This window comes from Streptomyces sp. NBC_00872, assembly GCF_045161915.1.
Classification (GTDB): Bacteria; Actinomycetota; Actinomycetes; order Streptomycetales; family Streptomycetaceae; genus Streptomyces.
In genome coordinates this window covers 5,353,890-5,376,135 of the sequence record NZ_CP108806.1, presented here as the reverse complement: position 1 = coordinate 5,376,135, position 22,246 = coordinate 5,353,890, and the positions used below count along the sequence as shown (strand labels likewise).

Below are 22,246 nucleotides of genomic sequence, written 5' to 3'. Positions count from 1 at the left end.
CACCCCGCACGGGTGGCCTCTCGCGGCGAGGCGACGCCCCCGGCCGGGCAGCGCCGGGCCGGGTGCCCGCAGGCGCGTTGGCAGGTTGGCACGTTGGCGCGCCGGGAATTACGCGCGTCGGGGATTACGCCAGGGCCGCCGCCTTCGGTCTCGGGTTGCTGCGGATTATCAGGGCCATCAGGGCCGCCGCCGCGCAGAGGGCGCCCGAGGCGTACCAGACCACGTCGTAGGAGCCGAAGACGTCCCGGGCCAGGCCGCCCGCGAAGGCCACGACCGCCGCGCCCACCTGGTGGGAGGCGAGGACCCAGCCGAAGACGATCGCGCTGTCCTCGCCGTAGTGCTCGCGGCACAGGGCGATCGTCGGCGGGACCGTCGCGACCCAGTCCAGACCGTAGAAGACGATGAAGAAGATCATCGGCGGATGGACCGAGGGCGCCAGCAGCATCGGCAGGAAGAGCAGCGAGACACCGCGCAGCGCGTAGTAGACCGCCAGCAGACGGCGGGCCTCGAAGCGGTCGGTGAACCAGCCGGAGGCGATCGTGCCGACCACGTCGAAGACACCGATCACCGCCAGCAGCGACGCCGCCGCCGTGATCGGCATGCCGTGGTCGTGCGCCGCCGGTACGAAGTGGGTCTTGACCAGACCGTTCGTGGAGGCGCCACAGATCGCGAACGTACCGGCCAGCAGCCAGAACGGCCCCGTACGCGCCGCCGACAGCAGCACCGAGACCGCCCGCCGCGCCGCGCCGGGCACCGGCGCGGGCTTGGCCACGAACTCCTCCGCTCCGTACGCCGGCAGGCCCACGTCCGCCGGGTGGTCCCGCAGCAGCAGCCAGACGAACGGGACCACCGCGAGCGCCGCCAGCGAGACCGTGATCGCGGCCGGCCGCCAGCCGTGGTTCTCCACCAGCCAGGAGAGCAGGGGCAGGAACACCAACTGCCCGGAGGCGCCCGCCGCGGTGAGAATGCCCGTGACCAGACCGCGCCGCGCCACGAACCAGCGGTTGGTCACCGTCGCCGCGAAGGCCAGCGCCATCGAACCGCTGCCGAGACCGACCAGAACGCCCCAGTACAGCACCAGTTGCCAGGCCGCGGTCATCCAGACCGTCAGCACCGACCCGACCGAGATGACGGTCAGCGCCACGGCCACGACCCGGCGGATACCGAACCGGTCCATCAGCGCCGCCGCGAACGGCGCCGTCAGCCCGTACAGCGCCAGATTGACCGAGACCGCGAAGCCGATCGTGCCCCGCGACCAGTCGAACTCCGTGTGCAGCGGGTCGATCAGCAGACCCGGGAGCGAGGCGAAGGCCGCTGCGCCGATGATCGTCACAAAGGTGACGACGGCGACGAACCACGCCCGGTGAATACGCCCGGGGGTACGGGGCGCTCGCGGCGCAGTGGACGCGGGGGTCGCGGTGGACGCGGGGGTCGCGGTGGACGTACCGGGCGTACGGGGAGAGCTCGGCGTGCCGGACACCGGCGCCGCGGTCCCCTCGGCGGGAAGTTCGGTTGACTGTGTCACGTCAGACAGGATCGACGGACGGAACAGTCCTTACGAGTGGCCCGAGGGACAGCATTCGCTACGATCGGGCCATGCGTCCCGCCCACCCGGCTCCCCCGGCCCCCACCGCCACCCCACGCGCCGCTACTCCACCCGGCGCAGCCCCCTGATGGCCGGCACCGCAAGCAGCACCCCGCACACCCCCACATTGATCACCGCCCCCGCCACCAGCACCTCGCGCACCCCCACCGCCTCCGCGACCGGTCCCGCCAGCGCCCGCCCGACCGCGAGCATGATCAGCGAGCCCGCGACGTCATACGCGTGCAGCCGGTTCAGCGCCTCGGCCGGGACCTGCGTCTGCACCGTCGTGGACCACATGACCAGCCAGAACGCCAGCGAGACACCTCCGAGGAAGAAGCCCGCGGCCAGCAGCGGCACCGGTACGTCGTACGCCAGCACCAGCACATTCGCGACCACCCCGAACAGCGCGAACGTCCCCGCGAACAGCGGTCTGCGCGGTCGCAGCCGCATCGCGATCAGCCCGCCCACCGCGTTGCCCGCGCCGGTCACCGTCATCATCACCCCGAACATCGCCGAGCTGTGCCGCTCGGTGACGACGACCGCCTCCAGCGGGGTGATCGGGCCGAGGACCGTGATGCCGTACACCGACCAGACCGCGATCACCCCCCAGAGCCAGGACCGCGCCCGGAACTCCCGCCAGCCGCCCATCAGTTCGGAGAGCATCGACTCCCCGGTCACCGGGGCGACGGAGGGCATCCGGATCAGGAAGAGACAGATCCCGCTGGCCGCGAAGGTCGCCGCGTTCACCCCGAAGATCACCCCGGGACCGCCGAACCCGACCAGCGCGCCCGCGACAGCGGGACCCGCCATCGACGTCAACGACTCGGCCACCCGCAGCACGGCGTTCCCCCGCTGCACGTCGGGTGCCATCAGCGGCAGCATGCTGGCCACCCCCGGCTGGAAGATCGCCGCGCCCAGTCCGCTGAGCGCGCTCAGCGCGTACACCAGCCACAGCGCGGGCGGCCCCATGACGAACGCCACGGCCAGGACCGCCGTACCGACCAGCCGGATGCCGTCCGCCAGCACCATCATCCGGCGGGGCGTGAACCGGTCGGCCAGCACCCCGCCGACGATCACGAAGCCGGCGAAGCACGCCATCCACGCGCCGAGCGCGAAGCTGACGGACGAGGCGCCGTACCCCGCGTCGAGCAGTCCCGCGGCGAGGGCGACCGGCACCATGCCGTCACCGAAGCGGGCGACGGTACGGGCGAGGAAGAAGAGCCGGAAGTTGGGGTTCCAGAGGGTGAGCCCCACCGCGCCCGGGAGATCACCGGAGACATCGGACTCGGGAAGGGCCTGTTCAGGTCCCGCCTGTTCAGGAACGGCCTGTTCGGGAACGGCCTCTGCCGCCACGCGCTTTTGTGTCACGGAGGTGACACATATCAAGGGGTGGTCTGGACCTCCAAGAAGCATCCACGGACCGGACCGCCACGGACACGGCACCGGCACCGGCACCCACCCCGACCGACCACCGGCCCCCACCGCCACCATCCGACAGGAGCCCCCATGCCGCACCCGCCTCAGGACACCCCGCAGGGCACGCAGGACACCCCGCAGGCCCCGCCCGGCCCGTACCGCCCGGCGCACCGGGTCGCCGTCCTCGCCCTCGAAGGGCTGATCCCCTTCGAAATGGGCATCCCCCAGCGGATCTTCGGCCGCGCCCGCGACTCCGCGGGCAGACCCCTGTACGAGGTCGTCACCTGCTCGGTCGGGCCGCCGGGACTCGTCCGTACGGAGGCGGACTTCTCGATCCTCGTCGAGAAGGGCCCCGAGACGCTCGCCACCGCCGACACCGTGATCGTGCCCGCCTCCTACCAACTCGGCCCCGTCTACACCGAGGGCGTGCTCACCGAGGAACTCACCGCGGCCTTCGCCCATCTGCGGCCGGAGACCCGGATGGTCTCCATCTGCACCGGCAGCTATGTGCTGGCCGCCGCGGGCTTTCTGAACGGCCGTCCCGCGACCACCCACTGGTCCCATGCCGCCCATTTCCAGGGGCTGTTCCCGCGGATCAAGGTCGACGCGGACGTCCTGTTCGTCGACGACGGTGACGTGCTGACCTCGGCCGGGGTCGCCGCCGGGATCGACCTCTGTCTCCATATGCTGCGCCGCGACCACGGCACGGCGGTCGCCAACGATGTCGCGCGCCGTACGGTCGTGCCCCCGCACCGGGACGGCGGCCAGGCGCAGTACATCCGGCGCCCGCTCCCCGAACCGCAGCTCGCGACCACCGCCGCCGCCAGGACCTGGGCGCTCGCCCGGCTCCATGAGCCGATCCAGCTCCGTGACATGGCGGAGCAGGAGTCCATGTCCGTACGGACGTTCACGCGCCGGTTCCGTGAGGAGGCGGGGATCAGTCCCGGTCAGTGGCTGGTGCGGCAGCGGGTCGAACGGGCCAGACAGCTGCTGGAGTCGACCGATCTCTCGGTCGACCAGGTGGCGCGGGACGCGGGTTTCGGTACGGCGCAGTCGATGCGCCAGCACCTCCAGTCGGCGCTGGGTGTACCGCCGACGGTCTACCGGCGTACGTTCCGCGCGGCGGTGGGAGCGGGAGCAGCGGTGGGAGCGGGATCGGTGCCCCACCCGTAAGAGCCCCGTACGACAAGGCAGTTCGAAACGCACCCCGGGAGCTCACGCATCACACGCCACACATCACGCGGGACGCATCACACGCCACACGCCACACGCCAGGCGGGACGCGTCAGGCGGGACGCGGCACCGCGCAGGACGGCTCATAGACGGCCGGGGCGTACGCGCCCGAGGCGCCCCCCGGCGCGCGCCGGTCCACCTCGCACCAGATGCGCTTGCCCGCGCCCTCCGGCTGCCAGCCCCACCGGTCGGCGAGACCGTCGACCAGTTCCAGACCGCGCCCGTTGGTGTCCTCACCGCGCGCGTGGCGCGGACGCGGCGGGGCGGCGCTGGTGTCGGCGACCTCGACCCGTACGGTGCCCGCCTCGGCCGCCCCGGATCCGAAGAGCATCCGCAGCACGGCCGGACAGCCGGTGTGCACCACGGCGTTGGTGACCAGCTCCGAGATGAGCAGGATCAGGGTCTCGGCGACCGGTTCGTCGTCCCCTATACCGGAGCCGACGAGCCGGGAACGGGCCCATCGCCGGGCACGCCCCACCTCGGCCGGATCGGCCCCGACCTCCAACTGAACCTGAAGCACCTGCACCGCTCACACCATCCGAACCGGCGGACACATCGCCTCGCGCCTCGACAAGGTCCTCGACAGGATCACTGAACGTGATTTCCTTGCGACACAGCATGGTTGACGTACAGTCACCGCAACAAGCGCTTCGGGCATATTCCAGCGCGAAGGAGTACGCGTCGTGCATACTGTGCGACGCGCGCCGCGGGGAGTCGAACATGGGCGCACACGGCGCCTCAGTACCGCGCGAACGGCGCACTTTCCCGGTCCCGGAGCCGCCGTCCTGGCGACACCGCGACGCTCGCGCCTCACAAGCTCTCGCACCCCACGGAGCGTACCGGAGGCCGAAGGCGACTCCGGCCTGTGACGGCCCGCCGTAAGGACACAACCCGGTATCGACCGCGGGAAGGCATCTCTCGCCACGCACGGTGACGCAGCAGCAGGCCAAGGCCAGAACTTTCCCGGCAAGAACGGACGAGCGGGGCCGGATCGCCGGACGAGCGGCGCACGGTCAACGGACACGCGGCGCACGGTCAACGGACACGCGGCGCTCAGTCACCGGACATGCGGGACCGCGTTACCGGACAAGCGGAACCGGGATCACTCGACGAACCGGTCCCGGATCACGGGGCAAGCGGGGCCGGATGACCGGCCCCGGGCACGGTCAGGGCTCAGGAGTTACGTAATAGGCGGCGAAGCCGGACAGGATCTCCTCCTCATGGATCCTGCCGTCGCCGTCCGCGTCCAGTTCCACGGCGACCCGCGCCGCCGCCTCCGCCACGACTCCCAGTACCCGCAGCGCGCGTTCGGCCGCCGCCGGGGTCACTCCCGCGCCGTCCTCGTCGGCGACGGCGATCGCCGCGCGTAGAAACGGCCGGGCGATCTCCGCGAACCGCAAGGGGTTGTCGCGCAGCCGCTTGACCGCGCCCGTCACGAACTCCTGCCTGCTGACCCGCTGGTCGCCGTCCACATCCGCGATGCCGGCCATGCCCTGCCAGAACGCCTCGGCGCCGTTGTAGAGCGCCTGCCCCTTGTCGGAACGGGCGGTCGTGCCGAACTCGGCGAGCAGTGACGCCGCCGCCCCGCTGAAGTCCTCGCGATCGATATAGCCGCTGCCGTCCTGGTCGAAGGCGGCGAACCGGGAGGCGATCTTGGCCTCGTACTCTGCGCTGTCCATTCCCGGAGGGTACGACGGCCGACGGCCCCTGTGTGTTCCGTTACGTCGACAGCGCCCGCGCCCTGTCGGCCACGACCGTCCATGACCGGCCACGACCGGCCATGACCGCGTCGCGCCTGCCCCGTATCGCTCGTCCGAAACGTGATGAGCGTTGTCGGGGCGCACTTGCCACAAAGGGCCATGTGTCCTCCGCACCGCCCACTACATTCGAAGGAACGGCGGGCTTCGACATGATGGTGACAGGGCGGACGGACGGGCGCAGGAACAGGGCTGGGGGTCGTATGGCGAAGGACACACCACCCCGGTGGGACCGCAGGATGCAGCAGCGGCTCGCCCGGGGCGAGGCCGCCGCGCTCGGCGAGCTGTACGACCGGTTCGCGCCGCTGGTGCACAGCCTGGCCAACCGCGTCCTCGACGACAACGCGGCGGCCGACCGCGTCACACGGGAAGTCTTCAGCCATGTCTGGGACAACCCGGGCGCGTACGACCCCAGACAGGGCTCGATGAGGTCCTGGGTGGCGAACATCACACGCGAGATGGCGGTGGACCGATTCCGGCGGACCGAGGCGGAGGCCTACGAGGCGAGCGGCGAGGGCACGGAGGAGGAGCGGGAGGAGCTGGAGGAGAAGATACGCCGGGCCTCGGCGGCGGCCCGCGCGGACTACATCGTCCGGTCGATGCCGACACCGCTGTGGGCGGCCCTGGAGCTGGCGTACTTCCGGCGCAGGAACTACCGCCAGGCCGCGGCGGACCTCGGGGTCTCGGAGGACGAGGCACGCCGCCGGCTCCGGCTCGGTCTGCAACTCCTCTCGACGGCCGACACCCGGGCGGCGGACGGCTCCCCGCGACCGGGCGACGGACGCTCCCGGTGACCGGCCCCCAGGACGGCGACTCCCCCGAGCGCGGCCGGGAAGGCGGGTCGGCGTATCCGCGTATACCGGGCCCGAGGCAGGCCGCGGACGATCTCGCGCCGTCCGCCGCCCCGCGGCTCGGCCCGGCGCGCGACCCGGCACCGAGGACGGAGCCGGACCCTGACCCGGACCCGGACGTGAAACCGGACGTGAACCGGGACGCGGACTCGGACGTGAAACCGGACGTGAACCCGGACCGATACGCGGCACCGGCGGAGGAGCCCGAGATCCCGACCGAGAACGAGATCCCGACGGACAACGGCATCCCGGCGGAGAAGCTGACGCACAAGGTGCTCACCTCGCTGCTGGGCGCCTGGGCTCTCGCCGCCTGCTCGGCGGAGGAGACCGCGCTGGTCGAGGAGCATCTCACCGAATGCGCGCCCTGCGCCGAGGAGGCGCTCCGGCTCCGTGACGCCGTCGGACTGCTGCACACCGACCGGAGCCTGGACCTCGACCCGCTGCTGCGCTCCCGGGTGCTGGAGAGCTGTCTCGGCCGCAGGCCCGCCCGGATACCCGTGCCCGGCTGGGCCGCTCCGTACGACGCCGAGACCGCGCGGCTCGACGCGCTGCTGCGGGACTTCGGCGACGCGGAGTGGCACGCGCCCGTACGCCTGAGATGGTTCGAGGAGGAGCGCCCCGTCTCGCGCAGAACGACCGTCGCCGGGGTCATCGGCCATCTCATGACCGTGGACGGCCTGGTCGTCGGCTCCCTCGGCCTTGAGGACCCGCTCGGTTCCGACGCCCCGGACGACCCCACCGACCGTACGGAGATCTTCTGGCGGACGGCGACGTCCCCGCCCACCCGCGCCGTCCACGAGCCCTGGCGCGAGCAGAGCCACACCCTGATCCGCACGGTGTCCTTCGCCGGCCGCGGGGTCGCCGAACTCTCCGTGTCGTACGGGGACTTCTTCGCCCTGCCGCTGCGTGACGCGCTGCTGGAGCGCTCCTTCGAGTCCTGGGTGCACGGCGCGGACATCGCGGACGCGGTGTCCTATCCGTACGAGCCGCCGAGCGGCGCCCATCTGCACCGGATGGTCGATCTGGCGGCCCGGGTGCTGCCGTCCGCGCTCGCCACCCGGCGCCGCAACGGTCTCGCGGGACCCGCCCGGGATCTGGTGGCCGCGGGCGCGCCCGGCCGGTCCCTGCGGCTGGAGGTCGAGGGCGCGGGCGGCGGAAGCTGGTACATCGCCCTGGACTCCCCGGCCGCGCTCGGCAGCCCCGAGCGCTCCGTGGGCCAGATCGCCCTGGACGCGGTCGAGTTCTGCCAGCTCGTGGCGGGCCATGTCTCCCCGGAGGAAGCGGCGGCCGGACAGGAGGGCGACCGCGAGGCGATCCGGGACGTCCTGTTCGCGGCGGCGTCGATGAGCCGCCTCTAGCCCCGTACGGGGGCGGCACCGCACCGGGGAGCAGGCCGTACGGAAGCGGCACCGCACCGGGCGGGACCGTAGAGGCCGGGCCGGGCAGGACCGGACCGGGCAAGGCCGACCCCGACCGGCCGTGGGCCCGGCGGTCAGTCGATCAGTGCGGCGGCCGACCAGTCCAGCCGCCGGTCAGCGGTCAGCGGTCAGCGGTCAGCGGTCAGCGGTCAGCGGTCAGCGGTCAGCGGTCAGCGGTCAGCGGTCAACCGAAGACGACCGTGCGGTGCCCGTTGAGCAGAATCCGGTGCTCCGCGTGCCACTTCACCGCGCGCGCGAGCGCCTGGCACTCCACGTCCCGGCCGATCGCCACCAGCTGCTCCGGAGTGACCTGGTGGCCGACGCGCTCGACCTCCTGCTCGATGATCGGCCCCTCGTCGAGATCGGCCGTCACATAGTGCGCGGTCGCTCCGATCAGCTTCACCCCGCGCGCGTGCGCCTGGTGGTACGGCTTCGCGCCCTTGAAGCTCGGCAGGAAGGAGTGGTGGATATTGATGATCCGGCCGTTGAGCTGCTTGCACAGATCGTCGGAGATCACCTGCATATAGCGGGCCAGCACCACCAGCTCCACCCGCTCCGCACGGACCAGCTCCAGCAGCTCCGCCTCGGCGGCGGCCTTGGTGTCCTTGGTCACCGGGATGTGGTGGAACGGGATGCCGTACGAGGCGGCCAGCTCCGCGAAGTCCGTGTGGTTCGAGACGACCGCCGCGATCTCCACCGGCAGGGCGCCGGTCCCGGCCCGGAAGAGCAGGTCGTTCAGGCAGTGACCGAACCTGCTGACCATGAGGACGATCCGCATCCGCTCCTCGGCGCGGTGGATCTCCCAGTCCATCCGGAAGGCGTCCCCGATGGCGGCGAAGCTGGCCCGCAGTCTCTCCACCGATACCGGCTTCTCCACCCCCACCGGCGGGTCGGCCGTGAAGTGCACCCGCATGAAGAAGAGACCGGTGTCATGGTCCCCGAACTGCTGGCTGTCCTCGATGTTGCAGCCGGTCATGAAGAGATAGCTCGACACGGCGTGCACGATCCCCTGCTTGTCCGGGCAGGACAGCGTCAGGACGTACTGCTCGGGCGACGAGGACGGCGAGGCCGGACGGGCCGGCGGCGTGGACGTCGAGGACGCGGTCGCGGCGGACTGCTGCGGGGCGGTGCTCATGACCTCAGAGGATCCCACACCGGACCCCCGCGACGGCCGCACCAGCCCCCGCGGCGACCGCACCGGACCCCGCGGCGACCGCACCGGACCCCGCGGCGGTCAGAAGGATCGGGTCATGATCCGCAGTACGTCCAGCGATTTCGGCACCGTGTCCGGGTCGTCCCCGTCGCTCGTCGCCAGCCGTACGTGCGCCTCACGGGCCGCTCGTACCGCCTCCGGCCAGCCATGATGCTCCAGATAGGCGGACACGGGAGCGTCCGCGCCGACCTGGTGCATGATGCGCAGCACCCGCAGGACGGCGAGATCGACCAGGGCGGCCTCACCCGAGTCACGGAATATGGTGCCGACGTATTTCTCGGCCGACCAGTTGTCCAGCCAGGTGTCCTCGACCAGCCGGTACACGGCGTCCGTGACGTCGCCGTACCCCTCGCGGCCGGCCAGCCAGTACTCCTGGTGGAAGACGGGATCGGAAAGCATGTGCAGCGCCGAGCGCACATTGCTGCGCCAGCGCCACCATGGCATGTCATTGAGCGGCATGCCGCCCATGGTGCGGGAGTGACGGGCACGACGGGAAGAGTTCTCGGAACCTTGCTGCACAGTCCTTGACTCTACGGTCCGCGCGCGGCGGCTCGATGGGCCCCTGCAATTCACCCCTGAGTCATCAAACCTTGAAGCTTCCACACTCCGGCGTTACCTGGGAGCGGCAGCCTGCATGACTATGACCGGTTGGCGACGCTCATCCTTCTCCCGCCCTTTCCAGTCCGGCGCGATTCGCGCTGTTTGTACGGCGGTGGTGGGTGCGTCGCTTCTCGTCGGCTGCGGTGCTCTCCCTGGTGGCTCGGGGGGCTCCAGGGAGCCCGTCACCGTGATGACCTGGGCGCCGATCGGCACGAACGCCACGAACCAGCCGGGAATGCCGGCCATGGCCAAGGCGTACGCGCGCTGGGTCAACGCCAACGGCGGTATCGACGGTCACACCCTGCGCGTCCTCACCTGTGACGAGAACAACGACACCGCGGGCGCCGCCGACTGCGCCCGCCGGGCGGTCAAGGAGAACGCGGTCGCGGTCGTCGGCTCGTACAGCCAGCACGGCCGTGAGTTCATGGCGCCGCTGGAGGCCGCGTCCATCCCGTATCTGGGCGGCTACGGGCTGACCGAGGAGGAGTTCACCAGCTTCCTCTCCTATCCCGTCAACGGCGGCCAGGCGACGCTTCTCGCCGGCAACGGCAGGCAGCTGGCCCGTGAGTGCGGACGGACCACGCTGGTACGGCCGGACACCATCACCGGCGACGATCTGCCCGGACTGCTCAACTCCGGTCTGGGACAGGGCGGTCGCGGCCCGGCGGGCGACGTACGCGCGGCGGAGGACGCCACCGACTACACGCCGCAGGCCGAGCAGGCGCGCGCGAGCGCGGGGGACGGCGGCTGTGTGACCGCGGTGCTGGGCGACCGTACGGAGACCTTCTTCGACTCCTACCGCCGGGTGCCCGAGGACGGCCGGGACATCCGGGTCTCCTCGGTCCTCGGCAGCGTGGGCCAGCCGCTCATCGACAGCACGGGCGGCAAGACCGGCCCCTTCGAGGGCGCGTATCTGACCGGGTGGTATCCGGTGGCGACCGATCCGGCCTGGAACGCGATGCGGAACGTGATCGACAAGTACGCCTTCGGGGACAACGACATCGACCCCGCGGACCCGGGACCGCAGACCACCTGGATCGCGTACACCGCCCTCAAGGCGGTCATCGAGTCGATCAACGACGACACCATCACAGCGGGCAAGATCGCGGACGCCCTCAACCGCGGCGTCAAGGTGAACACCGACGGCCTCACCCCGCCCCTGCGCTGGCGCTACGAGGACATGCTGGGCGCCCCGGGCTTCCCCCGCATCGTCAACAGGGACGTGACCTTCCAAGTGGTCCGCGAAGGCCGCCTGATAGCCCAGCGCAAGGACTTCGTAGACGTGGGCCAAACCCTGGGCAACACGACGCCCTGACCGGCCCTCCCCCCACCCCGAACCACCCCACCGACACCCCGCCCGGCCGCCGGGCCCGGTCAGAGTTGGGTGGGGGTGCGTTCGGTGAGGCCGTATTTGGTTGCGATGCCGTTCCACAGCTTCGCGGCCTTCTGTTTCGCGGCCGTGGCCTCGCCGCTCGCGCGGTTGCCCTCGGCGGCCTGCTGGGTCACGCGGGCCTGGCCGCCCCGGCAGTTCTTCTTGCCCTTGGCCTGCCCGGCCCAGTTCGCGTAGTGGTCGTCCGCCGAGGCGGACGCCTCCCACGCGTCGGTCAGCGACGACGTCAACTCGCCGTTGCCGGGCAGCTTGTCGAGGGTCAGGTCCTTCAGCCGGGTCACCAGATCCCGGCGCTGCTCCGCGGCGTCGTGCAGATCGGAGGCCGCCTGGTCCAGGTTGTCGCAGGACTTGATGGACTCGACCGCCGCGATGACCGCCGCACGGCTGCTGCCGCTGTCCGCGAGCAGCTTGTCGAGCGCCTCGGCCTGCGGCTTCGCCGGGTCGGGCGCGCTCTGCCCGGGGGACTCGGCGGGGGGCGAACTCGCCGCCGCCACCGTCTTGCTGTCGTCCTGTACCGGGGTGTCGTCACCGCCGCTCATCAGCGCGCCCGCGCCCAGGCCGAGCACGGCGCAGCCGATCACGACGGCCGCGATCACCGGGACGGGTGAGGACTTACGGCGCCCGGCGGACCGGCCCTGCTGCTCCCGCGCCGCCGCCCGGCCCGGCGGCGGATCGTACGAGGTCTGCTGCGGCTGCGCGTAAGGCGGGGCGGCGGCCCTGGGGGCGGCGGCCCGGCGGCCGGACGGCTGCGGCTGGGGTCCCTGCCCCGCGGCGAACTGGGGCAGTGGCTGGGTCGAGTCCGCGCCCTGGCCGCCGCCGGGCGCGTCGGTACGGAAGAGACTGTCGAACTCCGCTGGCGGCTGACGTTCGCCGGGAGTACCCGGCCGTTCGCCGGGAGCGCCCGGCCTGATGCCGTACGGCGCACCGGGCGGCGCGGCGGGAACGCCCTGCGCGGGGGCCTGCTGCGCCGGTACGGGCGCGATGTACTGCGTGGCGTCCGCGTCCGAGCCGACGCCCGCGCCCGCCCCCGGAATGGGCGACGGCAGGAACTGGGTGGCCTCCGCCGCGTTCTCCGGCGGCAGCATGCCGGGTCCCGCACCGGGGCCATTGCCGGGGCCCGCCGGGACCGGCGCGATGAACTGGGTCGCGTCCGAGTCCCCCGCACCGGGCACGCCCGGCATGGCGCTCACCGGCGGCAGATACTGCGTGGCGTCCGCGCTGCCCTGCGGCGGCGCCTCCGCGGGCAGCGGCAACGGCTGCGCGGCGGCGTGGCGCGGCGGCTGCCCCTGCGGCTGATACGGCTGCTCCTGCGGGAAGGGCTGCCCCTGGGCCTGCCCCGGGATCTGTCCGTACCCCTGTCCCTGGAAGCCCTGTCCCTGTTCCTGGAAGCCCTGCCCGTGCCCCTGTTCCTGGAAGCCCTGCCCGTGCCCCTGCCCGTACCCCTGTTCCTGGGCCTGCGGGAGCGGCTGCCCCTGCGGCAGTCCTTGCGGCAGGGGCAGCGGCTGCGGGAGCTGGCCGCCGTACGGATCGCTCTCCTGCGCTCCGTACGGCTGAGCGCCCGGCTGAGCCCCGTACGACTGCTGCCCGCCGTGCGGGACTTCGCCGTACCCGGACTGCTCCTGGGAGCCGTCCTGCGGCCCCCAGGGCTGTCCCCACGGCTGTCCGCCCGCCGGGCCCTGCGCGGGCGGCTCCGAGGACTGGCCGGGGATCCAGGGCGCGCTGCCGTCACCGGGCAGCACAACGCCTTCGTGCGCGGGCCGAGCGGCAGGGTGCTGCGGCTCATCCCCTTGTCCGCTGTGCGTCACCGGGACTCCTACATGTGGAACGTGTGGGCCTACAGAACGTCGGTTCACGCTACCGGGTGAATCGCGGCCTCTGCCACGCGCCCGGATCCAGTAACGGCTCGTCCCCTCAAGACGCTGATATAGGGGTCGAATTCACCTGTACCGCCACCGACTTGGCCAGGACCACACGCTCGGCACGGTACGGTCACGACCTCCGCACGGCACCCTCACGGACGCCCCCGGACGGACACCCGAGCGTAAGACGTCCGCACAGAACCCTCACGCCGTACGGAACCCTCAGGTCACCGACCTGGACCTCACGGCCCGGAGAACCAGAACTCTACGCCGCCTGGATCTCCAGCCTCGCCCCGAACTCCCGCACCGCGGGCTCCTCGGCATACGGCTCCAACCGCTGCTGGAGATCGTCCAGATACTCCGCGCCCCGGCTGGAACGCAGCGTACCCAGCAGTTCCACCGCGCGAGTCCCGGTGTGGCACGCGTGCTCCACCTCACGCCGCTGGACCTGGGCCGTGGCGAGCAGGACCAGCCCGATCGCCCGCCGCCGCGCCCGTGACTCGGGGTGGCCCTCCAGCGACTCCGAGGCATGCCGGCCGGCCGCCTCCGGCCGCCCCAGATCGCGGTAGCAGTGCGCCAGTTCGTCGGCGAGATAGGCCTGGTCGAAGTGGGTGATCCACTCCGGGTCGTCGCCCGAGGCGGCGTCCGCGTGCTCCAGCGCCGTGACGGCCCGGCCCACCACGGCCTCACAGGTCTGGCCGTCGCCCAGCAGCGCGTGACCGCGCGCCTCGGCCGCGTAGAACATGGCCTGCGCGCGCGGGGTCACCTGTCCGCGCGCCCCTTCCTGCGCCGCCCGCGCCAACTGCGCGATCTCCCGCGGATTTCCGAGCTGCGCCGCGAGATGGCTCATGGACGCGGCCAGCACATAGCCGCCGTAACCCCGGTCCCCCGCGGCCTGGGCCAGCCGCAGCGCCTGGATGTAATAGCGCTGGGCGAGCCCCGGCTGTCCGGTGTCGACCGCCATATATCCGGCCAGTTCCGTCAGCCGGGCGACCGCGGCGAAGAGCCGGCGGCCGACCGCCTCGCGGTAGGAGCCGGAGAGCAGGCCCGCCACCACGCTGTTCAGATAGTGGACGACGACCGGACGGACATGGCCGCTGCCGAAGCGGTGGTCCAGATCGATGAGCGCGCGCGTCATGGCCCGCACCGCCTCGACATCCGAATCCCCCACCCGCGCACCGGTGTTGCGCGCCACGGCCGGGTCGGCGGCGGTGATCAGCCAATCCCTGCTGGGCTCGACGAGCGCCGAGGACGCCACGGCGGAGCCGGAGAGGAAGTCGCGGCGCCCCACATCGCTGCGCCACAGCTCACAGACCTGCTCGATCGCGCCGAGGACGGTCGGCGAGAACTGAAGGCCGACGCCCGAGGCGAGATTCTTGCCGTTCGCCATACCGATCTCGTCGATCGTGACCGTACGGCCCAGCTTCCGGCCGAGCGCCTCGGCGATGATGCCCGGCGCCCGGCCGCGTGGCTGCTGTCCGCGCAGCCAGCGTGCCACCGATGTCTTGTCGTACCGCAGGTCGAGCGCACGCTCCGCACCCACCATGTTGACGCGCCGGGCGAGCCCGGCGTTGGAGCACCCGGCTTCCTGGATGAGCGCCTGGAGCCGTTCGTTCGGCTGGCGCGCGACGAGAGGCCTGGCTGCCAATTGGATACCCCCTGTGGCCGCAGTGATCAGCTAAGTGACCAATGCCCGGCAAATCTGCGAAGAATGCGCATGTTCGGTGGTAACGGAAATATTCGACGAATCTTGGTGAACGGCGGTAAACACGGTCCGACCGGTCTTGTGCTTCCGCCGCTCCCCCATGGTGTCCGACCCCCGAGGGTGGCTACCCGGATACCGGTCCGCCCCTTCACGCGCGCCCCCGCCCATGCATCGATGCGCCCCACATGCGGGTTCGGCCCCCCGCGGCGCCGCGCCGTGCGCCCGTAACCCGTGGTGGCGGCGGGAGTTGTGCTGTTCGTGGAAGAGACGATCGGAGTCAGGGACGCCGCGCAGATCCCCCAGCAGCGGCGCGACCTGCTGCTGGACAGCGCGGTGCGGTACACGGAAGAGAGGCGCTGGGACGTGTTCCCCGGCACCTGGCTGGAGGCGGTGGGCGGCGCGGAGAGGTGCTCGTGCGGCCGGACCGACTGCCCCTCGCCGGGAGCGCACGCGACGGGACCGGGATGGCCGGCCCAGGCGACGGGCAGCGCCGCCGAGGCGCGCGCGCTGTGGTCGCGGCAGCCCAAGGCGTCGGTCCTGCTGCCGACGGGACGCACCTTCGACGCGCTCGACGTACCGGAGTCGGCCGGTTTCCTCGCGCTGGCCAGGATGGAGCGGATGAATGTGACGCTCGGTCCTGTGACCTGCACCCCGGACCGGCGGATGCTGTTCTTCGTACTGCCCGGCGCGGCGGCGAAGACGGCCGAGCTGGTACGGCGGCAGGGCTGGGCGCCGGAGGCGATCGATCTGGTCGCGCGGGGCGAGGGTCACTATGTGGCGGCGCCGCCGACCCGGCTCGGCGGCCGGGGCGCGGTGCAGTGGGCCCGCCGGCCCACCCTCGCGAACCGCTGGCTGCCGGACGTTGACGAACTGATGAGCCCGCTCGCCTACGCGTGCGGGCGGGAGGCAGCCGCGGAGCGTACGCGCCGTACATAAGGTGGTGCCGTAGCCGTACGGACACCGAAAGGCAGTGCGCCATGCCCGAACAGCCAAGGGAACAGCCAAGGGAACAGACAGACGCGGCGGACGAGGCGGACGCGGCGGGTGGGGTGACGGACGCGGCGGGTGGGGTGACGGGCTCGGTGGGGACGTCGCCGCCCGCCGTTCGCGTCGAAGGGCTGTGGAAACGGTTCGGCGGACAGATCGCCGTCGCCGGTATCGATCTCGAACTGCCCGCGGGCCAGTTCATCGGTCTGGTCGGGCCCAACGGCGCCGGCAAGACCACGACACTCTCCATGATCACGGGTCTGCTCAGGCCCGATCAGGGACGGGTCCATGTCGCCGGACACGACGTATGGCGCGATCCCGCCGAGGTCAAGGCGCGGATAGGCGTCCTGCCGGAGGGACTGCGGCTCTTCGAGCGGCTCTCCGGGCGCGAACTCCTCGGCTACACCGGGCGGCTGCGGGGGCTGCCCGGTACCGAGGTCGACAAGCGCGCCACCCAGCTCCTGGACGTACTGGACCTGGCGGGCGCGCAGCACAAGCTGGTCGTGGACTACTCGACGGGTATGCGGAAGAAGATCGGCCTGGCGGCGGCGCTGCTGCACAATCCGGAAGTCCTCTTCCTGGACGAGCCGTTCGAGGGCGTCGACCCGGTCTCGGCCCAGACGATCCGCGGTGTCCTGGAGCGCTATACGGACTCGGGCGCGACGGTCGTCTTCTCCAGCCATGTGATGGAGCTGGTCGAGTCGCTCTGCGACTGGGTGGCGGTGATGGCGGCGGGCCGTATCCGCGCGCAGGGCACCCTCGCGGAGGTACGGGGCGGCGCGCCGTCCCTCCAGAGCGCCTTCCTGGAACTGGTCGGCGCGCAGGGCCGCGACACCGGCGAGAGCCTGGACTGGCTGGGCGGCAGCCGATGAGCGCACCGGACGGAGCCATGGCCGCGGCGGCCGACGCGACCGGCGGAGTCTCCGGGGCGGGTGGAGTCACCGGGACCGGCGGAATCGCCGGAGACGGCGGGGTCACCAGAGCCGACGGCGTCACCGGGACCGACGGGGGCATCGGGGCCGGTGGGGCCGGTGGGGGCGGTCCGCGGAGTGCTCCCTCGCTCACACCCATATTCGTACGGCTGAAGCTCGCCCTTCTGCGCAACGGGCTGCGCCAATCGTCCGGCCGTACCGCCGCGTATGTCGTCTCCGCGGTCTTCGCGCTGCTCATCGCTGCGGGACAGCTTCTCGGGCTGGTGCTGCTGCGCGGAAACGATCACGCGGGCACGGTCGTGGTCCTGCTGACCGCCGTACTGGCCGTGGGCTGGGCCGTGATGCCGCTGTTCTTTCCCGGCGGTGACGAGACGCTCGACCCGACCCGGCTGGTGATGCTGCCGCTGCACCCGCGACCGCTGGTCAGAGCGCTGCTGGTGGCGTCGCTGGTGGGTCTGGGGCCGCTGTTCTCGCTCTGTCTGGCGCTCGGCTCGGTGATCGCGGTGGGGCACGGCGCGGCGGCGGTCGCCGTGGCGGTCCTCGCCGTACCGCTGGCGCTGCTGATCTGTGTGGCGCTGGCGCGGGCGGTCGCGACGGCCAACATCCGGCTGCTGACCTCGCGCAAGGGCCGGGATCTGGCGGTGCTGAGCGGTCTGGTGGTCGCGGTGGGCATCCAGGTCGTCAACTTCGGCGCCCAGCGGCTCGGCGACGCGGGCGGGCTCTCGGCGCTCGACCCCACGGCGTCGGTCGTCCGGTGGGTGCCGCCCGCGTCGGCGATCGGCGCGGTGGACTCGGTGAGCGAGGGCGCGTACGGAGCGGCCGGGGCGCAGTTGCTGCTGTCGGCGGGTGCGCTGGCGGCGCTGCTGTACGCGTGGCAGCGCTCGCTCGTGAAGCTGATGACGGCCCCGGACGGCTCGACGCTCGCGGCGGCGGAACCGTCCCGCAAGAAGTCGGCGTCGGCGGTGGGACGGCTGAGCCGGCTGCTGCCCGAGGGACGTACGGCCACGGTGATGCGGCGCAGTCTGCGCTATGTGTGGCGGGATCCGAAGACAAAAGCGGCGTGGGTGACCTCGCTGGCCATCGGTCTGATCGCGCCGCTGTTCAACGCGCTCCAGGGCCGGGGCACGATCTACTTCGCGTGCTTCGCGGCCGGGATGCTCGGTATCCAGATGTACAACCAGTTCGGCCAGGACACCTCCGCCTTCTGGATGGTGGCCCAGACGATCTCCTCGACCCGGGACGCCTATCTCGAACTGCGCGGTCGGGCCCTGGCGCTGCTGGTGATCAGCATGCCGTACTCGGCGCTGGTGACGGTGGCGACGGCGGCCCTGCTGGGTGACTGGGGCTCCCTGCCCGAAGCGCTGGGTCTGTCGTTCGCGCTGCTCGGCGCGATGCTGGCGACGGGCGCGGTGGCCTCGGCCCGCTTCCCGTACTCGATCCCGCAGGACAGCGCCTACAAGAACGTCGCCCCCGGACAGGCCGGTCTCGCCTGGATCTCCATCTTCGGCGGCATGCTCGGCGCGGCCCTGCTCTGCGCGCCGGTGATCGCCCTGACGATCTGGCTCCATGTCGTGGACGCCGACGGGTGGACGTGGCTGCTGTTCCCCGTGGGCACGGTGTACGGCGCGCTGATGGCGGTCCTGGGACTGCGGCTGGCGGCCCCGCGCACGGCGGCGCGGCTCCCGGAGATCCTGACGGCGGTCAGCAAGGGCTGACGGGTCGGACGCGGGCGGGCGCGGCCGGTATCGCCAGGCGGGCGGACGCGGGCGGTCCACGGCGGTATCACCCAGCAGTCCACGGCCGTATCGCCGAGCGGTCCGGCGGACGCTCTCGCCGGACCGGACCGGCCAGACCGGCCCGGCCCGTCCCCCTAGACCGTCCCGTCCCCCGGCCCGTCCCATCCCCCCGGACCCGCCCGTCCCCCTACCGCGTCAGCACGCCCTCCAGGAACGGTTCGATCGCCGCCCGCCAGGCCTCCGGCTGGTCGTAGTGGACGAGATGACCCGCGTCCGTGACCTCCGCGTACTGGCCCCGGGGCAGGACCCGGACCATCTCCTGGGCCTCCGCCCGCCCCAGTTCGCCGTCGAGACCGCGGACCACCAGGGTGGGGCACCGGACCTGCGCCAGCTCCTCCCAGTGGGCGTCATACACCCAGGTCTCCCGGGACGTGAGCATCTGGGGGCGGGAGAAGACCGGGTGCCAGCCGTCCGCGCGTTCCGTCATCACCTCGGCGAAGAACTCGCCGCGCGCCGGTGTGGGGCGCTCCACCCAGGGGTCGTCCTCGCCGAACCACTTCCGTACGCCGTCGAGCGTCGCGAACGGGACGGGCCACGACCGGAACCAGTCGCTCCACTCCCGCTGGGACGCCACACCCAGCGCCGAGGCCCGCATATCGCAGATGACCAGGGCCCGGACCAGATCGGGGCGTCTGGCGGCGAGCTGCCATCCGGTGAGCGCGCCCATCGAGTGGCCGATGAGCGTCACGGGAGCCAGTCCGAGCTGTTCGATCGCCGCCTCCGCGTCGGCGACATACGCCTCACGGGTGAACGGACCCTCCGCCGGCTTGTCGCTGAGACCGTGCCCCCGCTGGTCGAGCGCGACCGTACGGTGCCGCCCGGCGAGCCAGCGCGCCGTGGAGGTCCAGTGCGAGGCGCGGCCCATGAGTCCATGGAGGAGTAAGACGCCGGAGGTCCTCTCCGGACCCGCCTCCTCATGCCGCTCCGGCGGGTCGGCAAACTCCCAGGCAGCGAGACGCACACCGTCCGCTCCGGTCACATCGATACGCCGCACCATGCGTCCAGGCACCCCCTTCGGTCCTGAGTGGTCGTGTGAGTGGTCGTCTGAGTGGTCGTGTGAGTGGTCGTCCCTGAGTGATCGTCGGTGGCCGTCAGCCGTCGGATTCCGCTTCCGGCCCGATGTGCGCACGTCCAGCCATGCCAGACTATCGAACTCTCGTTCGAAAACACGTTCCCCCCGAGCAACACCGCTCGTTCGAGTGACCACGATCAAGGATTGCCGGACGCGGCCAGGGGGAGATCTTCACCGGGAGGCGGACCGCTCGGGGATGACGGTCCGAGGGGAATGACCCTGGGAGCTCGGGGCTCCGGGTCAGCGAAGGGGAGGACAGGCTCCGGCGCCGCGAGGCGCCGGAGCCGCCCCCGCACACAACAGACACATACAGGGCGTGCGAGAGCCGCGACACACCGTGTCCACTCCCGCCGTGTCCGCCCCCGCCGTGCCCACCCCCACACCGGCGCACAACCCTGCTCCCCTCCCCGGGCGTGGGGCCGGGGCCCCGGCCGCCTTCAGGTCACATGCCTCAGCGACAGCCTGGCACGCGACGCGCCCCGCCGCTGCCGTTCCACCGGAAAGCGCGCCCCCCCGGCCACGAGCGCGCCCCCGAGCGCCCCCGCGCCCGCACCCGTACCGTCATCGCCTTCATGAAGCCGCGCGGACCGCTCCCCCGTGAACCGGTCCCGCCAGCCGCTCTCCCGCCAACCGCCTCAGCGCTTGCAACCGCCTCAGCGCTTGGCGACGAAGACGTGCGACGCCACCTCGGAGACCAGCTCCGCCGCCTCGCCGCTGCTTCCCACCAATACCCCGCCGGGAGACTCCGTCACGCTCACCACGGACCCGGGCTGCACACCCGCGCGCCGCAGCGTGTACATGAGCTGGGCGTCGGTCTGGATGGGCTCACCGATACGCCGAACGACCACGGTCTTGCCCTCGGTGCCCGGATCCAGCTCCGCCAGGCTCACCATTCCCGCGTCGAGGAACGGATCGGCCTCGGTCTTCTCGCCCAGCTCCTCCAGGCCCGGGATCGGATTGCCGTACGGCGACTCCGTCGGGTGGCGCAGCAGCTCCAGCACCCGCCGCTCCACCGCCTCGCTCATCACATGCTCCCAGCGGCACGCCTCGGCGTGCACCTGCTCCCACTCCAGGCCGATCACATCGACCAGCAGACACTCGGCGAGCCGGTGCTTGCGCATGACGCGGGTCGCCAGCCTGCGCCCTTCCTCGGTCAGTTCCAGATGCCGGTCGCCCGCCACCTGCACGAGTCCGTCCCGCTCCATCCGGGCCACGGTCTGGCTGACCGTCGGCCCGCTCTGGTCGAGCCGCTCCGCGATCCGGGCGCGCATTGGGACCACACCTTCCTCTTCCAGCTCAAGGATGGTGCGGAGGTACATCTCCGTCGTGTCGATCAGTCCGGACATACATGCCCCTCGATAAATCGTGCGCTGGCCCTGAACCAATTCTGACGCATGCCACCGACAACCGTGCCGTGCCGGAGAACGCCGAAGTGGCGTGACCATGGAAGTGGCCGGGCGGCGCTCACCGAGCGGTCCGGCAGCCGTATTGACAGAGCAATGGTCCAGACCTCAACGTGATCCGCGGCACAGACATTCCCACCTCTGGGAACACTCCCGGGAACACCTCGGGAAACACCCCACGAAAACCCCCGGAAACCCCATGCCTGGGAGGGCCTCCTCGATGAGCGAGAGCAAGCTGGCCGGTCAGTTCTTCGATGCCGCGATCGGACTGCTGCAACGCGTGAGGGACGAGGAGTCCGCCCATGTCGCGGCGGCCGGCAAGGCCGTCGCCGACACCGTCGCCGCCGGCGGCCGGATCTTCGCCTTCGGCGCCGGGCACTCCTCGCTCGCCGCGCAGGACATCGTCTACCGGGCGGGCGGCTTCGCCCTGGCCAATCTGCTGGCCGTGCCCGGGGCGGTGGGTGTCGAGACACCGGCCCCCCTCGGCTCCGCGCTGGAGCGCGTCGACGGTCTGGCGAGCGCCGTGCTCGACGCCAGCCCCGCCACCGCCGGGGACGTACTGGTGATCATCTCCCTCTCCGGGCGCAACGCCCTTCCCGTCGAGATGGCGACCCACGCGCGGGCGCTGGGGCTGACGGTCATCGGAGTGACCTCCGTGGCCTATGCGACGGAGACGACCTCCCGGAACCCGTCGGGCACGTATCTCAAGGACCACTGCGACATCGTCCTCGACAGCGGGATCGCGGTGGGCGACGCGGAGCTGACCGCCGACGGCATCGAGGCGCCGTTCGCCCCCGCCTCCACGGTCGTCACCAGCGCCCTGATGCAGGCGATGATGGCCGCCGCCGCGGAGGAACTCGTCCACCGTGGCATCGAGCCCCCGTTGCTGCGGTCGGGCAATGTGGACGGTGGGACCGAGTGGAATCGCCGCGTAATGACGGAGTACGCCGACCGTATCTTCTACCGCCACTGAACCGGGTCCCGCTCGAACGGTGAACGCACGGAAGTAGCCAAAGCAACGACGGACAA

At 71.7% G+C, this 22,246-nt stretch carries 18 protein-coding genes; 8 read left to right on the top strand and 10 right to left on the bottom strand.

The window, feature by feature from the left end; genetic code table 11:
* Positions 1-124: 124 nt before the first annotated feature.
* Entirely contained in the window at positions 125-1,480 is a 1,356-nt protein-coding gene (locus tag OG214_RS23175) for an MFS transporter (protein ID WP_405987582.1), read from the bottom strand.
* Positions 1,481-1,648: 168 nt separating this feature from the next.
* On the bottom strand, positions 1,649-2,938 hold the full coding sequence (locus OG214_RS23170) for an MFS transporter (protein WP_405985815.1): 1,290 nt from the start codon (positions 2,936-2,938) through the stop codon (positions 1,649-1,651).
* 153 nt (positions 2,939-3,091) lie between these two features.
* Between OG214_RS23170 and OG214_RS23165 the strand changes: the two genes are divergently transcribed.
* Complete coding sequence (locus OG214_RS23165) at positions 3,092-4,174, top strand: GlxA family transcriptional regulator (RefSeq protein ID WP_405985814.1); 1,083 nt, start codon at positions 3,092-3,094, stop codon at positions 4,172-4,174.
* A 112-nt stretch (positions 4,175-4,286) separates the two neighbouring features.
* Here the strand turns inward: OG214_RS23165 and OG214_RS23160 are convergent, their stop codons facing one another.
* Together OG214_RS23160 and OG214_RS23155 are read right to left on the bottom strand one after the other, a co-directional pair.
* Positions 4,287-4,760 (bottom strand): ATP-binding protein, encoded by a 474-nt coding sequence (locus tag OG214_RS23160; protein ID WP_363079234.1) that lies wholly within the window; start codon positions 4,758-4,760, stop codon positions 4,287-4,289.
* Positions 4,761-5,400: 640 nt separating this feature from the next.
* Positions 5,401-5,913: an EF-hand domain-containing protein gene (locus tag OG214_RS23155; protein WP_363079235.1), complete on the bottom strand. Its 513-nt coding sequence runs from the start codon at positions 5,911-5,913 to the stop codon at positions 5,401-5,403.
* Between the two features lie 281 nt (positions 5,914-6,194).
* On the opposite strand from OG214_RS23155, the gene OG214_RS23150 reads away from it, so the two are divergent.
* Positions 6,195-6,785, top strand: coding sequence for a sigma-70 family RNA polymerase sigma factor (locus OG214_RS23150; RefSeq protein WP_365901852.1), 591 nt, complete (start codon positions 6,195-6,197; stop codon positions 6,783-6,785).
* The gene (locus tag OG214_RS23145; protein WP_405985813.1) at positions 6,782-8,200 is read left to right on the top strand and encodes a zf-HC2 domain-containing protein; all 1,419 of its coding nucleotides are present in this window, start codon (positions 6,782-6,784) and stop codon (positions 8,198-8,200) included. Before OG214_RS23150 ends, OG214_RS23145 begins: the two co-directional genes overlap by 4 nt.
* Positions 8,201-8,444: 244 nt before the next feature.
* On the opposite strand, the gene purU is transcribed toward OG214_RS23145, so the two are convergent.
* A complete protein-coding gene (gene purU / locus OG214_RS23140) occupies positions 8,445-9,395 on the bottom strand; it encodes a formyltetrahydrofolate deformylase (protein ID WP_405985812.1) in 951 nt (316 codons plus the stop codon).
* Between the two features lie 99 nt (positions 9,396-9,494).
* Positions 9,495-9,941 carry an SCO4402 family protein gene (locus OG214_RS23135; RefSeq protein WP_363079290.1) on the bottom strand — a complete coding sequence of 149 codons (447 nt, stop codon included), beginning with the start codon at positions 9,939-9,941 and terminating at the stop codon, positions 9,495-9,497.
* Between the two features lie 172 nt (positions 9,942-10,113).
* Between OG214_RS23135 and OG214_RS23130 the strand changes: the two genes are divergently transcribed.
* The gene (locus OG214_RS23130; protein WP_405985811.1) at positions 10,114-11,388 is read left to right on the top strand and encodes an ABC transporter substrate-binding protein; all 1,275 of its coding nucleotides are present in this window, start codon (positions 10,114-10,116) and stop codon (positions 11,386-11,388) included.
* Between the two features lie 59 nt (positions 11,389-11,447).
* Here the strand turns inward: OG214_RS23130 and OG214_RS23125 are convergent, their stop codons facing one another.
* The gene (locus OG214_RS23125; protein WP_405985810.1) at positions 11,448-13,202 is read right to left on the bottom strand and encodes a hypothetical protein; all 1,755 of its coding nucleotides are present in this window, start codon (positions 13,200-13,202) and stop codon (positions 11,448-11,450) included.
* 385 nt (positions 13,203-13,587) lie between these two features.
* Positions 13,588-14,970, bottom strand: coding sequence for a transcriptional regulator (locus OG214_RS23120; RefSeq protein ID WP_383037247.1), 1,383 nt, complete (start codon positions 14,968-14,970; stop codon positions 13,588-13,590).
* A 306-nt stretch (positions 14,971-15,276) separates the two neighbouring features.
* On the opposite strand from OG214_RS23120, the gene OG214_RS23115 reads away from it, so the two are divergent.
* From OG214_RS23115 to OG214_RS23105, 3 genes are read left to right on the top strand one after another with little or no spacing between them, the layout of a single operon-like run.
* Positions 15,277-15,963 carry a bifunctional DNA primase/polymerase gene (locus OG214_RS23115; RefSeq protein WP_405985809.1) on the top strand — a complete coding sequence of 229 codons (687 nt, stop codon included), beginning with the start codon at positions 15,277-15,279 and terminating at the stop codon, positions 15,961-15,963.
* Between the two features lie 41 nt (positions 15,964-16,004).
* Entirely contained in the window at positions 16,005-16,886 is an 882-nt protein-coding gene (locus OG214_RS23110) for an ABC transporter ATP-binding protein (protein ID WP_405985808.1), read from the top strand.
* Positions 16,883-18,661, top strand: coding sequence for a transporter (locus OG214_RS23105; RefSeq protein ID WP_405985807.1), 1,779 nt, complete (start codon positions 16,883-16,885; stop codon positions 18,659-18,661). The genes OG214_RS23110 and OG214_RS23105 overlap by 4 nt, the downstream gene beginning before the upstream one ends.
* 208 nt (positions 18,662-18,869) lie before the next feature.
* Here the strand turns inward: OG214_RS23105 and OG214_RS23100 are convergent, their stop codons facing one another.
* Together OG214_RS23100 and OG214_RS23095 are read right to left on the bottom strand one after the other, a co-directional pair.
* The gene (locus tag OG214_RS23100) at positions 18,870-19,739 is read right to left on the bottom strand and encodes an alpha/beta fold hydrolase (protein ID WP_405987581.1); all 870 of its coding nucleotides are present in this window, start codon (positions 19,737-19,739) and stop codon (positions 18,870-18,872) included.
* Positions 19,740-20,467: 728 nt separating this feature from the next.
* A complete protein-coding gene (locus tag OG214_RS23095; protein ID WP_093590200.1) occupies positions 20,468-21,160 on the bottom strand; it encodes a metal-dependent transcriptional regulator in 693 nt (230 codons plus the stop codon).
* Positions 21,161-21,437: 277 nt separating this feature from the next.
* Here OG214_RS23095 and OG214_RS23090 point away from each other — a divergent pair, with 277 nt between their 5' ends.
* Positions 21,438-22,190 carry an SIS domain-containing protein gene (locus OG214_RS23090; RefSeq protein WP_363079246.1) on the top strand — a complete coding sequence of 251 codons (753 nt, stop codon included), beginning with the start codon at positions 21,438-21,440 and terminating at the stop codon, positions 22,188-22,190.
* The last annotated feature ends 56 nt before the right edge of the window (positions 22,191-22,246 follow it).